This window comes from Janthinobacterium sp. SUN073, from assembly GCF_030397665.1.
Taxonomy (GTDB): Bacteria; Pseudomonadota; Gammaproteobacteria; order Burkholderiales; family Burkholderiaceae_D; genus Janthinobacterium.
In genome coordinates this window covers 1,319,230-1,333,537 of record NZ_JAPUBT010000001.1, presented here as the reverse complement: position 1 = coordinate 1,333,537, position 14,308 = coordinate 1,319,230, and the positions used below count along the sequence as shown (strand labels likewise).

At 65.0% G+C, this 14,308-nt stretch carries 10 protein-coding genes; 7 read left to right on the top strand and 3 right to left on the bottom strand.

Going from position 1 to position 14,308, the window contains the following annotated elements; genetic code table 11:
- Positions 1 to 14 precede the first annotated feature (14 nt).
- Both O0882_RS06000 and O0882_RS05995 read left to right on the top strand, forming a co-directional pair.
- The gene (locus tag O0882_RS06000) at positions 15 to 2,783 is read left to right on the top strand and encodes a TonB-dependent receptor (protein WP_289946116.1); all 2,769 of its coding nucleotides are present in this window, start codon (positions 15 to 17) and stop codon (positions 2,781 to 2,783) included.
- Positions 2,784 to 2,928: 145 nt separating this feature from the next.
- A complete protein-coding gene (locus tag O0882_RS05995) occupies positions 2,929 to 4,182 on the top strand; it encodes a cyanophycinase (protein ID WP_289946115.1) in 1,254 nt (417 codons plus the stop codon).
- Here the strand turns inward: O0882_RS05995 and O0882_RS29070 are convergent.
- The 3 genes from O0882_RS29070 to O0882_RS05985 are packed head-to-tail and all read right to left on the bottom strand — an operon-like array spanning position 4,173 to position 5,945.
- A complete protein-coding gene (locus O0882_RS29070; RefSeq protein ID WP_354670246.1) occupies positions 4,173 to 4,553 on the bottom strand; it encodes a DUF418 domain-containing protein in 381 nt (126 codons plus the stop codon). The two genes, O0882_RS05995 and O0882_RS29070, sit on opposite strands and share 10 nt — an antisense overlap.
- A complete protein-coding gene (locus tag O0882_RS05990) occupies positions 4,462 to 5,334 on the bottom strand; it encodes a hypothetical protein (RefSeq protein WP_354670245.1) in 873 nt (290 codons plus the stop codon). The genes O0882_RS29070 and O0882_RS05990 overlap by 92 nt, the downstream gene beginning before the upstream one ends.
- 8 nt (positions 5,335 to 5,342) lie before the next feature.
- Positions 5,343 to 5,945, bottom strand: a complete 603-nt coding sequence (locus O0882_RS05985; protein WP_289946114.1) for a TetR/AcrR family transcriptional regulator — start codon at positions 5,943 to 5,945, stop codon at positions 5,343 to 5,345.
- Positions 5,946 to 6,159: 214 nt separating this feature from the next.
- Here O0882_RS05985 and O0882_RS05980 point away from each other — a divergent pair, with 214 nt between their 5' ends.
- The 5 genes from O0882_RS05980 to rbbA all read left to right on the top strand — a co-directional run bounded on the left by O0882_RS05980 (position 6,160) and on the right by rbbA (position 14,307).
- Positions 6,160 to 7,599, top strand: coding sequence for an IgA Peptidase M64 (locus tag O0882_RS05980; protein WP_289946112.1), 1,440 nt, complete (start codon positions 6,160 to 6,162; stop codon positions 7,597 to 7,599).
- Positions 7,600 to 8,211: 612 nt separating this feature from the next.
- The gene (gene fabI / locus O0882_RS05975; protein WP_289946110.1) at positions 8,212 to 8,997 is read left to right on the top strand and encodes an enoyl-ACP reductase FabI; all 786 of its coding nucleotides are present in this window, start codon (positions 8,212 to 8,214) and stop codon (positions 8,995 to 8,997) included.
- A gap of 10 nt (positions 8,998 to 9,007) precedes the next feature.
- A complete protein-coding gene (locus tag O0882_RS05970) occupies positions 9,008 to 10,465 on the top strand; it encodes an efflux transporter outer membrane subunit (RefSeq protein ID WP_289946106.1) in 1,458 nt (485 codons plus the stop codon).
- 18 nt (positions 10,466 to 10,483) lie between these two features.
- Positions 10,484 to 11,557 (top strand): HlyD family efflux transporter periplasmic adaptor subunit, encoded by a 1,074-nt coding sequence (locus O0882_RS05965; protein WP_289946101.1) that lies wholly within the window; start codon positions 10,484 to 10,486, stop codon positions 11,555 to 11,557.
- A gap of 2 nt (positions 11,558 to 11,559) precedes the next feature.
- Entirely contained in the window at positions 11,560 to 14,307 is a 2,748-nt protein-coding gene (rbbA, locus tag O0882_RS05960; RefSeq protein ID WP_289946100.1) for a ribosome-associated ATPase/putative transporter RbbA, read from the top strand.
- Position 14,308 lies beyond the last annotated feature (1 nt).

The window sequence follows — 14,308 nt, the reverse complement described above, 5'->3', positions numbered from 1 at the left end:
CGGGGAGAGTTGCAATGTACATGAAAAGACAAGATGGCGGTTCCGTATTGCCACGCGAGTCGCTGCTGGCGCAAGGCGTGCGCCTGGCGCTGGGCGCCTTGAGCGTGTCGGCGGCGCTGGGCATGCTGGCCAGCGGCGCGCAGGCGCAGGAACAGGAGCTGGCGCGGGATGGCGAGCCGGCGCAGAAAAAAATGCAGCGCGTGGAGATCACGGGGTCGGCCATCAAACGCCTGGAATCGGAGACGGCGCTGCCGGTGCAGGTCATCACGCGCGCCGATATCGAAAAGGCGGGCGTGACGACGGCGGCCGAGCTGATGGCGCGCGTGTCGGCCAACGTGGGCGGCCTGACCGATGGCGTCAGCATTAATGTGGGCGGCGACCAGCGCGGCTTCAACAGCGCCAACCTGCGCGGCGTGGGCACTTCGTCCACGCTGGTGCTGCTCAATGGCCGGCGCATGGCCAACTTTGCCTCGCCCGGCGACGATGCGGGCGTGGACCTGAATAACATTCCCGCCGCCGCCCTGCAGCGCGTGGAAGTATTGCTCGACGGTGCTTCGGCCCTGTACGGCACGGACGCCATCGGCGGCGTCATCAATTTTATTACGCGCAAGGATTACCAGGGCGTGGAGCTGAATGTCTACGGCAGCGGCACGCAGGAAGGCGGTGCCGGCAAGCGCACGGCCAGCATCACGGCCGGCACGGGCGACCTGGCGGCGGATGGCTACAATATCTTTGCCGTGGTCGACCTGCAAAAAACCGACCGCCTGAGCACTTCGCAGCGCAAGTTCATTCCGAACCTGTATGTGCCGGAACGCCTCGGCCATTTGTTGTCGAGCTATACCAGTCCGGCGAATATTCGCCTCTCCAGCGACCAGCGCGACTACCTGCAGGAACAGGGCTTCCTGCTCAATGGGAAGCCGATCACGAATCGCCTCATCAACCTGTCGATTCCTGGCTGCAGCGGCCCTGCCAATGTGTATCTGCCGTCGGGCACGGGCGGTGTCGATGCGTGTACCTATAACTACATGGGCGACACCGAGCTGTATCCGAAGACGGACAAGCAGAACCTGCTGACGCGCGGCGTCCTCAAATTGAACAATGACCACCAACTGTATGCGGAGGTGGCGTTGAGCCGTTCGCGCAGCTATTACGTGGGATCGACAGCGCGGCCGGATGGCGAAATCGACGCCAGCATGGTGCCGCAGCTGAGCGCGGCCGGGCTGACTGGCACGCTGGCCCTGCGCATCCGCCTGAACGAAGCGGGCATGCGCACCAGCGAATTGACCAGCGAAAGCCAGCGTTACGTGGTGGGCGCTACCGGCACCGTGGGCGGCTGGGATTACGACGTTGGCTTGAATCACAGCGTCAACGTGGTCAGGGACAAGGACACGCACGGCTACCTCCTGGCCGACCAGCTTCAGAAGGGCATCACGGATGGCTCCATCAATCCGTTCGGCCCGTCCAGCGCGGCAGGCAAGGCACTGCTCGATAGTATCCAGGTCAACGACGAAGTGCGGCATGCGCGCGGCGTCATGGACTCGCTCGATTTCAAGGTGTCGCGCGCGCTGATGGCACTGGGCGGCGGCGACCTGGCGCTGGCCGTGGGCGGCGAAGTGCGGCGCGAGCGCACGGACTTCCGGCCATCCGCATTGTTGATGAGTAATAACATCACCAACGATGACGCGCCAGAAGGGGGCAAGGCCACCAGCGACAGCCGCAATGTGCAGGCCATCTACAGCGAACTGCTGCTGCCATTCAGCAAGCAGTGGCAGGCGCAGCTCTCGGGCCGCTATGACCATTACCAGCAGGTGGGCGGCGCCTTGAGTCCTAAAATCGGCCTGACCTACATGCCCAGCAAGCAGGTGCTGCTGCGCGCCTCGGCCGGCAAAGGCTTCCGTGCGCCATCGATGTCGGACTTGCACCGGCCCACCGTCTACAGCCAGACGGCGACCCTGCCCGATCCCGTGTACTGCGAAGCCGAGGACAACGACTACTCTGTCTGCGCCGATAACTGGCGTACGCGCCGCTACAGCAACGACAAGCTGAAACCGGAACGCAGCCGCCAGTTCACGGCCGGCCTGGTGCTCGAACCGAGCCAGCACTGGACCTTCAGTGCCGACTACTGGAACATCAAGCGCACGAACCTGATCAGCGAAATCGGCGACGACATCATCCTGTCCAACCTGTCCAAGTACGGCAACCTGGTGCACCGCGACGAAGACAATGAAATCGACTACATCGAGCTGCGCAAGGAGAACCGCGGCGCGCAAAAAGCCTCGGGCATCGATATCACGGCCGACCTGCATGGCGTGAAAACGGCGTGGGGGCGTTTCGGTGGCCACCTGAGCGGCACCTACGTGCTCGATTCGAAAATCCAGACCAGCCCTGGAGACGTGTTTATCAGTAACTTGAATAAATTCGTCACGGAGGGCGTGGTACAGCGCTGGCGCCATACGATCACGCTGGACTGGGATAACGGCCCGTATTCGGCCAGCCTGTCGAACACGTATTCGACAGGCTACGATGACCAGAACTCGGCCATCAACACGGACGATGGCAGCGTGGTCAAGCCGAACCGGGTGAAGGCCTACACGCTGTGGGACATGTCGGGCGCGTATGCGGTCAGCAAGCAGTTCAAGCTGCGCGCGGGCATACAGAATCTGTTCAATACCAGCCCGCCGTACTCGAACCAGGCGTACTACTTCCTGTCCGGCTATGACCCTACTTATTCGGACCCGCGCGGCCGGCGCTTCTATGCCAGCGCCAATTACAGCTTCAAATAAGGCGGCAAAGCAGGAGATACCGCAATACGGCTGTCACACGCAGCGGGTAGTATCGTAGCTCGATGGCGTTGGGTTGCAAGCAGCAGTTTTGGCAGCAAGGGCGCGCGCCAGGCGCGTGCCCCTTTCCATGTATTCGAGAGGCACCATGAAATCATCTTCAAGCCTGTATCACACCTTCCGCGCCGCGCTGCTGTTCGCGCTGGCATTGTGCAGCTTCCATGCCGTGGCGGCGCCTGGCGGCAGTGCCATCGGCAGCGCCCCGCAGGGCACCCTCGTCATCATCGGCGGCGGCCTGCGCGCCGACAATGCCGAAGTCTGGCAGCGCATCGTCAAGTTGTCGGGCGGGCCGGGCGCGCGGATCGCCGTGCTGGCCTCGGCTGCGATGAATCCCGAAAAGTCGGGTGAAAGCATCATTAAAAAACTCAATCAATATGGCGCCGATGCCTTTTTCGTGCCGCTGGCCGTCAAGCTGCCCAATCGCGATTACCGCAAGGCGGCCGAAGATCCGGCCATCGTCACGCAGATCAAGTCGGCCACCGGCATCTATTTTGCCGGCGGCGACCAGGGCCGCATCACGCAAGCCTTGCTGCGCCCGGACGGCAGCCGCACGGCCGCGCTGGAAGCCATCTGGTCGGTCTATCGCAATGGCGGCGTGATCGCCGGTTCCAGCGCCGGCGCCGCCATCATGAGCACCACCATGTTCTATGACGCCAAGCCCGTGCTCGACATGCTCAAGATGGGCGTCACGGACGGCCGCGAGATTGCGCCGGGCCTGGGCTTCATCGGCAGCGATGTCTTCGTGGACCAGCATCTGCTGGTACGCGGGCGCTTTGCGCGCATGATTCCCGTGATGCTGAAAAAAGGCTATCACCTGGGACTGGGTATCGATGAAAACAGCGCCATGGTGGTCGACGCCATGCGCGACGTGGAAGTCATCGGCTACAGCGGCGCCTTGCTGATCGACCTGTCGGGCGCCATCAGCGACCGTGGCGTGAAAAATTTCAATATCAGCAACGCGGCCATCAGCTATCTGGACCGGGGCGACAAATTCAACCTCGTCACGCGCGTATTTACGCCGTCACCGGACAAGGCCGACAACAAGCTCGATCCGAACCAACCCGACATGCGCGAACCCGTGTTTACCAACGATATCCTCGGCAATAACGCCGTGCTCGACCTGATGGGCAACCTGATCGACAACGCGCAGCAGGAAGCCATCGGCATCGCCTTCGGCAACCCGCGCGACCCGTACCCGGATCTGGGCTTCGAGTTCCGCTTCAGTAAAACGGTCAACAGCGTCGGCTACAGTTCGACCGAGGCGGAAGCGTATTCGGTGCTGAAGTTGCGCCTCGATATCCGCCCGATCCAGCTGCGCCAGCCCCTGTACCGCTACAAATAGGCGGCGCGCGATCGCCGCCAGCGGGGCCACGCGGCGATCGTCAATGCCCTGAGCAGCCACTCGACGGGGCCATAAGCGTGGCCGCGCAGCCACCAGCGGCTCAGTGGCAGCTGCACGCAAAAGATGATGACAGCCAGCGCCAGCGCACCGAGCGGCGAGACGCTGCCCATCAGCCGTGCGCCATACGCAAGGAACAGCCAGGCACAGATGGCCGACTGCAGCAGGTAGTTCGACAGCGCCATGCGGCCCGTATCGGCCAGCAGCGCAAACAGCGTGCCGTCACGCAGGCGCTCGAACAGGGCCAGCGCCAGCGCCACGTAGGCGCCGGCCAGCAGCGGCGCGCTCGCCAGTCCTGCGGCCAGTCCCGCCACCTGCCATGCCTGGCTTTGCGCATACACGGACGTCCACGCATAGAAGGCGGCGGCGCAGCGGCAGGTATGCGCTGGCGTGCAGCAGCATCTCGCGCTTGCCGGCGGCCAGGCCGCACAGGAACATGGCCAGTGCGCACGGCGCTTGCACCAGCAGCAGGACGATCCAGATGTCACTCAGTTCGCGCAAATGCTGATGGACGACGGTGGCCGGGGTGGCGCGGTAGGCGGCCAGCGCGGTCGCCGCCTTCTGCACCATCGCCACGGCGTTGTCCGCCGCGTCGCCCGCCGGCTGCAGGCTTTGCAGCCAGGCCATACCCGCCCAGAATGCCACGCAGACGGCGATGAGGATCAAGGCCAAGGTCAGGGCGGGCCGTTCGCCACAGCGGTGCACTGCCAGCAGCACGATGCCCAGCAGGGCGTAGGTGGTGAGTATGTCGCCATGAAACAGCAACACGGCATGCAGGGCGCCGATCAGCCACAGGCCCGCTTGCCGGCGCAGCATGCGCGGCACGAACGGCGCGTCGGCGCGCGCCGCCGCCTGCATCTGCAAGGTGAAGCTGTAGCCGAACAGGAAGGAAAACAGCAGATAGAACTTGGTCTCGAACAGCAGCGCGACGAGAAAATGCGTGGCGCGGTCCACGCCGCCGTGAAAGGCCGGATCGGTCAAGCCCAGGCCGAACCACGGCGTGGCGAAGGCGCCGATATTGACGACCAAAATGCCGAACAGGGCGCAACCGCGCAGGGCGTCGACGTCGGCGATGCGCGTGGGCCGGGTTTGCATGGAGGCGCTCATGCCAGGGCAGGGCGCAGGAAGCGCGCCAATAGCAGGTGCAGGCTGGCGCGCTGCGCCGGCGGTGCATAATCGGGATCGACGGCGACCCGGTTGAAGATGCCGTCGATCAGCGCGGCGATCCAGCCGGCCGTTTGCGCGGGGTCGAGCGCGGCGTCGACCTGACCTCGCGCAGCAGCGCTTTCCAGCAGCGCCTGCACGCCGGCACGCAGCACGGCATCGTTGCGCGCCACCCTGGCCGCGATATCTGGATCGCGCATCGCTTCGGCGGAAATGTCCAGCGCCAGTCCCGCAAAATCCCCGTCGGCCGCCAGCGCCAGCACCAGGTCCATGAAGTCGAGCAGGGCGCCGTACGCATCGGCGCCGCCTTGCACGCCGGTGAAATAGGCGGCCGTCTCGCTGCCTTCCTGGTCGACGATGGCGGCGATGATGGCTTGCTTGGTGGGGAAGTAGTGAAACAGGTTGCCAGGACTCATGCCCGCTTGCGCGCAGATGGCGGCGGTGCTGGTCTGGTGAAAGCCCTTGCGGGCGAAGCAAGTGCGCGCGGCGGCGAGAATGGCGTCGCGACGGGCCGCGTGTTTGCCGGGATCGATGGTGCGCATGGCGGTTGGCTATCCTTTTAATTGATCGACTAGTCAGTCTAATATAAATGGATTGCGTGGCGCGGTCAAGCGGGTGCGTGAAATAGGTGCTTTGCAGTGCGTATTCCTGTCGCTACAATGTGCCGCACCGGATTTTTCCATGCCCGCCGCTGGCGCCGCTGTTTGTTTGGAAAACCGCTTCTTTTACCCGTTTTTCTACCGTGTCAGGAATGAAATGCAGCAGACCCCGATTCGATCCTTCCTCTGCGCGCTGGCGCTGGCCGCCGGCATCGTCCCTGTCGCGCACGCTGCCGGTGCCGCCCAGCCGGCCACCATGCGCCTCGATTACCAGCACAGTGGCAATGCGCTGGGCGAGCATTATGCGGTCGAGCGCGTGCTGGTCGAGCCCTTGCCATGGCCGGGCAACCTGGCGCGCCCCATCGATGACAGCAACCGTGGCAACAACCTGCTGGAAGTGGTCGACATCAAGTCGGGCAAGGTGCTGTATTCGCGCGGCTTCTCCACCATTTTCGGTGAATGGGCCAGTACCGATGAAGCGAAAACCACCACGCGCGCGTTCCAGGAATCCGTGCGTTTCCCGCAGCCCGAGCACCCCGTGCGCGTGCGCATCCTCAAGCGCGACGAGCGCGGCCTGTTTTCCATTGTGTGGAGCACCGATGTCGACCCGGCCGCGCAGGACGTGATCCGCAAGCAGCCGCCGGCACCCGTCAAGCCGATCCCGATCCGCATCAGTGGCCCCTCGTCCGGGAAGGTCGACCTGCTGATCATGGGCGACGGCTACACGGCCGCCGAAATGGGCAAGTTCGAAGCGACGGCGCGGAAATTGGCCGAGCACCTGTTTACGGTCTCGCCGTTCCGCGAGCGGGCCAATGACTTCAACGTGTGGGCCATGGCCGCGCCGACGCAGGAATCGGGCGTGTCGCGTCCATCAACGGGCGTGCACCATGCGTCGCCGCTGGGCACGCGCTACGATATTTTCGGCAGCGAGCGTTATGTGCTGACGACGGACAACCGCGCCCTGCGCGACCTGGCGCAGTATGCGCCGTATGAATTCATCGAAATCCTCGTCAATAACGATACCTACGGCGGTGGCGGCATCTTCGGCCAGTTCAGCACGGCCGCAGCCAACAACGACTGGGCCAATTACCTGTTCGTGCATGAATTCGGCCACCATTTCGCCGGCCTGGCCGACGAGTACTACACCTCGCCCGTGGCTTATCAGTCGAATGGCGAGCGGCAGGAGCCGTGGGAGCCGAACGCCACGGCGCTGCGCGATCCGGCCAGGCTGAAATGGCAGAACCACGTCAAGGCAGGCACGCCGCTGCCGACGCCATGGCCGAAGGAAGCGTACGACAGCCATGCGCGCCAATACCAGAAGCAGCGCGCCGCCCTGCGCGCGGCCAACCGCCCGGAAAGCGAGATGAGCGACTTGTTCAAGGCCGACCTGGCGTACACGCAGCAGCTGTTCTCGAAGGCGCCGCAGCGCCATGCGGTGGGCGCTTTCGAAGGCGCGAACTACGAGTCGTCCGGCTACTACCGGCCCGAGATGCAGTGCATCATGTTCGACCGCAGCGAGACGTTCTGCTCCGTATGCCAGGATGGCATCAGCACCATCATCGACCTGTATTCGCGTCCTGCGGCGTCGCGCCAATAAGGCCGTTCAGCGCAGTTCCGCAAGGTATGGTGGGCCATGTTGCAATGCAATAGCATGGTCCCCAGTCCATCTCTCCCCCGCTGCCTGCCATCCGCCGCCGCCCAGCGCTGCTTGTTTTTACAGCAATGCCCAACTGCGCTGGCAAAGTCCTTTTTCTTCCTGTCAGCCCAGCAGAGTTATCAAATGGGCATGCCCGCACGCTTGCCTGAAAAATATTTCATTTAGTTAATATTGAGGTAAAATTTGATTTACATCAATGCTGCATTGCCGCAATCGCACTTATAGTTGACCTAGCTCAAAAGCATTATGCATGCGGACCGGACTCATCACGAATCACGCTTCTAAATGCTGTAGAGTAATTTCGCCCCGTACCAGTTCCCCGAGAACGCACTGGTGCTGGCCTCGAATTTCAGTGACGGAAGCCCGATTCATGAAGATGCAGATCCCCGCGCCTGACGCGTGCAGTACCTTACACCCCCACACTCCCATTGCTTTGCCGTATGCGCGCGCCGGCGGCGTCACCCTGGCCACTTGCGCCGCCGCCATGCGCGCTGGCGCGGTGCGCTGCGTGAACGCGGCCACGCCTTGGCCCGCCTTGCGTCCAGTTCAGGCATGACGGCCGCCTTGCAGCAGTACTTGCCATTGCAGGGCAAGCGTGGGCTGGTGGTGGGTATCGCTAACGCGCAAAGCATCGCCTGGGGCTGCGCCAGCGCTTTGCGCGCGGCCGGCGCCGAACTGGCCGTGACCTGGCTCAATGACAAGGCGCGTCCACATGTGGAACCGCTGGCGCAGCAAGTGCAGGCGGCCATCATGGCGCCCCTCGACGTGGCCGTGCCGGGCCAGCTCGAAGCGCTGTTTGCGCAGATCGAGCAGCAGTGGGGGCGGCTCGATTTCGTCGTCCATTCCATCGCTTACGCACCCAAACAAGACTTGCATGGCCGCGTCACGGACAGTTCGGCTGACGGCTTCGCGCAGGCGATGGATATCTCCTGCCACTCCTTCATGCGCATGGCGAAGCTGGCCGAACCGCTGATGCCGGACGGTGGCAGCCTGATGACCATGAGTTACCTGGGCGCCGAGGAAGTCATCGCCGACTATGGCCTGATGGGTCCCGTGAAGGCGGCGCTGGAAGCATCGGTGCGCTACCTGGCGGCGGAACTGGGTCCGCAAGGCATCCGCGTCAATGCCATCTCGCCGGGGCCCCTGGAGACGCGGGCCGCTTCCGGCATTGCCCATTTCGACCGCCTGATGGCCGATGCCATCGAATGCTCGCCCATGCGCTGCCTGGCCACCATCGAGGACGTGGGCGCGCTGTGCGCCTTCCTCGCCGGCGACGGCGCACGCGCCATCACGGGCGGCACCTTGTATGTCGACGGCGGCTACAACATTCTGAATTGACTGGAAGAAGATGATCATGCCTGTTCCCGCTTTATCTGCGTGCGCCAGGATGGCCGCGCTGGCCACTGCACTGGCCGCCACGCTGGCCCTGGCCGGCTGCGCCTCGATGGCGCCGCCGTACGCGCCACCGCCGCTACCCGTGGCGGCGCAGTATCCGGAAATCGATCCCGCCGGCGCGCACGCGGCGGACATCGCCTGGCAAGCCTACTTTGCCGACGCGCGCCTGCAGGCGCTGATTGCGCAGGCGCTGGCCGGCAACCGCGATATTCGCATCGCCGCCCTGCGCGTGGAAGAGGCGCGCGCCGCGTATGGCATCCAGCGCGCGGAACAATTCCCCACCATTGCGCTGGGCGCCTCCGGCAGCCGTGCGCGCGTGCCCGGTGACCTGAGCGTGACGGGCCGTCCCATGACGAGCGCGCAGTACCAAACGGGCTTGAACGTGAGCGCCTGGGAGCTCGATTTCTGGGGCCGCGTGCGCAGCCTGAAGGACAGCGCGCTGCAAACCCTGCTGGCCAGCGACGAGGCGCGCCGCGCCGTCGGCGTGGCCCTGGTGGCGCAGGTGGCCAATGGCTACCTGGGCTTGCGCGAACTCGATGAGCGGGTGGCGCTGGCGCGTGCCACGGTCGACAGCCGTGCCGAGTCGCTGCGCATCTTTACGCGTCGCTTCGAGGTCGGTTCGATTTCCAAGCTGGACCTGACGCAGGTGGAAACCCTGCTCAGCCAGGCCTTGTCGCTGTCGGCGCAGCTGGAGCAGGCGCGCGCCGTGCAGGCGCACGCGCTGGCCCAGTTGGTGGGCGGCCCGGTCGACCTGACGCCGGTGGCTGCTGAGGTGCGCCGCTTCGACGACGCCAGCGTGCTGCAGCCGCTGCATGCGGGCCTGCCCTCGGCTTTACTCACGCAGCGTCCCGACCTGATGGCGGCCGAGCATCAGCTGCGTGCCGCGCAAGCCAATATCGGCGCCGCGCGCGCCGCCTTCTTCCCGACCATTTCGCTGACGGCGGCCTACGGCACGGCCAGCGCGGAATTGAGCGGCCTGTTCGACTCGGGTAGCGGCGCCTGGAATTTCGCGCCGCGCCTGGTGCTGCCGATCTTTGACGCGGGCCGCATCCGCGCCAACATGGACCTGGCCGAGGTGCGCCGTGACGTGGCCGTGGCCAATTATGAAAAGAGCGTGCAGGGCGCGTTTCGCGAAGTGGCCGACGCGTTGTCGAACCGGCGCTGGCTGGCGCTGCAGGTCGACATCGGCAAGACTACCCTGGCCGCGCAGAGCGAACGCGCACGCCTGGCCAAACTGCGCTATGACAATGGCGCCGCGCCCTACCTCGAAGTGCTCGATGCGCAGCGCGACCTGCTGACGGTCGAGCAGCAACTGGTGCAGACGCGCCGCGCGCTGCTCTCCAGCCAGGTCAGCCTGTATGCGGCCCTGGGCGGCGGCGCGCCTGTCGCCGCCGCCGCTTCCACCCACTAATTTGATCGCCCCGATACCATGAATGCTCAACTGAAGAAGAAACTCATCCCCGCCGCGCTGATCGTGGCCGTTCTCGTGCTGGGCTATGTGGCCTGGCAAAAAATGCGTCCTACCGGCCCTGGCGAAGGTTTTGTCAGCGGCAATGGCCGCATCGAAGCGACCGAAATCGACGTCGCCACCAAGCTGGCTGGCAGGGTCAAGGAGATCCTCGTGCGCGAGGGCGACTTCGTCAAGGCGGGCCAGCCGCTGGCCACCATGCAGGTGGACTCGCTGACGGCGCAGCGCGATGAGGCGCGCGCGCGCCAGCAGCAGGCTTCCGACGCGGTGGTCGGTGCGCAGGCGCAGGTGGCCGTGCGCGAGAGCGACAAGGCGGCCGCGCTGGCCCTGGTGGCGCAGCGTGAAAGCGAACTCGATGCGGCCAAGCGCCGCCTGGCCCGCTCGGAAACCTTGTCGAAGGAGGGCGCTTCCTCGGTGCAGGAACTCGACGACGACCGCGCCCGCGTGCGCAGCGTGGCCGCGGCCCTGAATGCATCCAAGGCGCAGGTCACGGCGGCGCAGGCGGCCATCGACGCGGCCAGGGCGCAAGTGGTCGGTTCGCGTTCCGCCGTGACGGCCGCCGAAGCGACCACCGCGCGCATCGACGCCGACCTGGCCGATGGCCAGCTGGCGGCGCCGCGCGACGGCCGCGTGCAATATCTGGTGGCGCAGCAGGGCGAAGTGCTGGCCGGTGGCGGCAAGGTGCTCAACCTGGTCGACCTGTCGGACGTCTACATGACCTTCTTCCTGCCCGAGACGGCGGCCGGCAAGGTGGCGATGGGCGGCGAAGTGCGCATCATCCTCGACGCGGCGCCCAATTACGTGATTCCGGCCACGATTTCCTTTGTCGCCGCCAGCGCGCAGTTCACGCCGAAGACGGTGGAAACGGCCAGCGAGCGCCAGAAGCTGATGTTCCGCGTGAAAGCGCAGATCAGCCGCGAGCTGCTGCAAAAGCACCTGGCGCTGGTGAAGGTGGGCTTGCCCGGCGTGGCCTGGGTGCGTCTCGATGCGCAGCAGGCATGGCCCGCTGAACTGACGGCCAAGGTTCCGCAGTGACCATGGACGTGACCCCATTTGTCGTCAGCATCAAGGGCGTCAGCCAGCATTACGGCAAGACGGTGGCGCTCGACGCCATCGACCTCGATGTGCCGGCCGGCCGCATGGTCGGCTTGATCGGGCCCGATGGCGTGGGCAAATCGAGCCTGCTGTCGCTGGTGGCCGGCGCGCGCGCCGTGCAGCAGGGCAGCGTGATGGCGCTGGGCGGCGACATGCGCGATGCGCGCCATCGCGACGATGTCTGCCCCCGTATCGCCTACATGCCGCAAGGCCTGGGCAAGAATCTGTATCCGACCCTGTCGGTCGAGGAAAACCTGCAGTTTTTCGCGCGCCTGTTCGGCCACGATGCCGCCGAACGCCGGCGCCGCATCGACCAGCTGACCCGCAGCACGGGCTTGCAGCCCTTCCTGGCGCGCCCGGCGGGCAAGCTGTCGGGCGGCATGAAGCAGAAACTGGGCCTGTGCTGCGCGCTGATCCACGATCCCGACCTGCTCATTCTCGATGAACCGACCACCGGCGTCGATCCGCTGGCGCGCGCCCAGTTCTGGGACCTGATCGCCGGCATTCGCGTGCAGCGCCCGCAAATGAGCGTGATGGTCGCCACCGCCTACATGGACGAGGCGCAGCGCTTCGATTGGCTGGTGGCCATGGATGACGGCAAGGTGCTCGATACGGGCACGCCGGCCGAACTGCTGGCGCGCACGCAAAGCGACAACCTGGAAACGGCCTTCATCAAGCTGCTGCCCGAAGCCAAGCGCGCGGGTCACCAGCCTGTGGTGATTACGCCGCTCGATGCCGCCAGCGCGCAGGACGTCGCCATCGAGGCGCAAGACTTGACCATGCGCTTCGGCGATTTCACGGCCGTCGATCATGTGAATTTCCGCATCGGCCGCGGCGAGATCTTCGGCTTTCTCGGCTCGAACGGATGCGGCAAGTCGACCACCATGAAGATGCTCACGGGCCTGCTGCCGGCGACGGAAGGCAAGGCCTGGCTGTTCGGCAAGGAAGTCGATTCCAGCGATATCGACACGCGCCGCAGGGTCGGCTACATGTCGCAGGCGTTCTCGCTGTACAGCGAACTGACGGTGCGCCAGAACCTGGTGCTGCATGCGCGCCTGTTCCACGTGCCGGAAGCGCAAATCGCCGCCCGCATCGACGAGATGGCGCAGCGCTTCGACTTGCGCGCCGTGATGGACGACTTGCCCGACAGCCTGCCGCTGGGCATACGCCAGCGTTTGTCGCTGGCCGTGGCCATGGTGCACAAGCCGGAAATGCTGATCCTCGACGAGCCCACGTCCGGCGTCGACCCGATCGCGCGCGACAATTTCTGGCGCCTGATGATCGAGCTGGCACGGCGCGACCGCGTCACCATTTTCATTTCCACCCACTTCATGAACGAAGCGGAGCGCTGCGACCGCATCTCGCTGATGCATGCGGGTAAAGTGCTGGTCAGCGATGCGCCGGCCGAACTGGTACGCAAGAAGGGCGCGCCATCGCTGGAAGCGGCCTTCATCGCCTACCTGGAAGAGGCGGGCGGCGGCACGGCAGCGGCCGAAGCGCAGGAAAGCGAGGCGCCGGGCCAAAAGGCGGCAGTGCAGGCGCCGCAGCAGAAGCAGCAGCGCAGCCGCTTCAGTCTTGGGCGCATGCTCAGCTACATGTGGCGCGAAACGCTGGAATTGCGCCGCGACCCCGTGCGCCTGACCCTGGCGCTGGGCGGCTCCGTGCTGCTGCTGTTCGTCATCGGCTTCGGCATCAGCCTCGACGTCGAGGACTTGAGCTACGCGGTGCTCGACCACGACCAGACGACACTGAGCCAGAATTACACGAACAACCTGGCCGGTTCGCGCTACTTCGTCGAGCGAGCGCCGCTGCGCGACTATGCCGATATCGACAAGCGCATGCGCAGCGGCGAACTGTCGCTGGCGATCGAGATTCCGCCCGGCTTTGCGCGCGACGTGCAGCGCGGCGCGCCAGCCCAGGTAGGCGCCTGGATCGACGGCGCCATGCCGATGCGCGCCGAAACCGTGCAGGGCTACGTGCAGGGCATGCATCAGCTGTGGCTGGCCGACCAGGCCCTGCACCGCTATGGCATCACGATGAGCAATCCCGTCGCCATCCAGACGCGCTACCGCTACAACCCCGACGTGAAAAGCCTGCCGGCCATGGTGCCGGCCGTGATTCCCCTGCTGCTGCTGATGCTGCCGGCCATGCTGGCGGCGCTGTCCGTGGTGCGTGAAAAGGAACTGGGCTCCATCATCAACCTGTACGTGACGCCCGTCACGCGCCTGGAATTCTTGCTCGGCAAGCAGGTGCCATACGTCGTGCTGGCCATGTTCAACTTCGCCCTCATGGCGCTGCTGGCGGTCACCGCCTTTGGCGTGCCGATCAAGGGCAGTCTGCTGACCCTGATCGGCGCCACGTTCATCTTCAATATCTGCGCCACCGGCATCGGCCTGTTCGCTTCGACGTTTACACGCAGCCAGATCGCGGCCCTGTTCGTGACCATGATCGGCACCATGATCCCGGCCATCCAGTTTTCCGGCCTGCTCAATCCCGTCTCCTCGATGGAAGGCGTGGGCAAGGCGATCGGCCTGATGTACCCGGCCACGCACATGCTCAATATCAGCCGCGGCGTGTTCAACAAGGCGCTGGGCTTTGGTGACCTGCACGCCTCGTTCTGGCCCCTGATCGTGGCGATCCCCGTGATCCTCGGCGTGACGGTGGCGCTGCTGAAGAAACAGGAGAGCTGAT

Coding starts and splice junctions, on each gene's coding strand:
- O0882_RS06000 (WP_289946116.1), top strand. CDS start 15: ATGTACATGAAAAGACAAGATGGCGGTTCCGTATTGCCACGCGAGTCG.
- O0882_RS05995 (WP_289946115.1), top strand. CDS start 2,929: ATGAAATCATCTTCAAGCCTGTATCACACCTTCCGCGCCGCGCTGCTG.
- O0882_RS05990 (WP_354670245.1), bottom strand. CDS start 5,334: ATGCAAACCCGGCCCACGCGCATCGCCGACGTCGACGCCCTGCGCGGT.
- O0882_RS05985 (WP_289946114.1), bottom strand. CDS start 5,945: ATGCGCACCATCGATCCCGGCAAACACGCGGCCCGTCGCGACGCCATT.
- O0882_RS05980 (WP_289946112.1), top strand. CDS start 6,160: ATGCAGCAGACCCCGATTCGATCCTTCCTCTGCGCGCTGGCGCTGGCC.
- fabI (WP_289946110.1), top strand. CDS start 8,212: ATGACGGCCGCCTTGCAGCAGTACTTGCCATTGCAGGGCAAGCGTGGG.
- O0882_RS05970 (WP_289946106.1), top strand. CDS start 9,008: ATGATCATGCCTGTTCCCGCTTTATCTGCGTGCGCCAGGATGGCCGCG.
- O0882_RS05965 (WP_289946101.1), top strand. CDS start 10,484: ATGAATGCTCAACTGAAGAAGAAACTCATCCCCGCCGCGCTGATCGTG.
- rbbA (WP_289946100.1), top strand. CDS start 11,560: ATGGACGTGACCCCATTTGTCGTCAGCATCAAGGGCGTCAGCCAGCAT.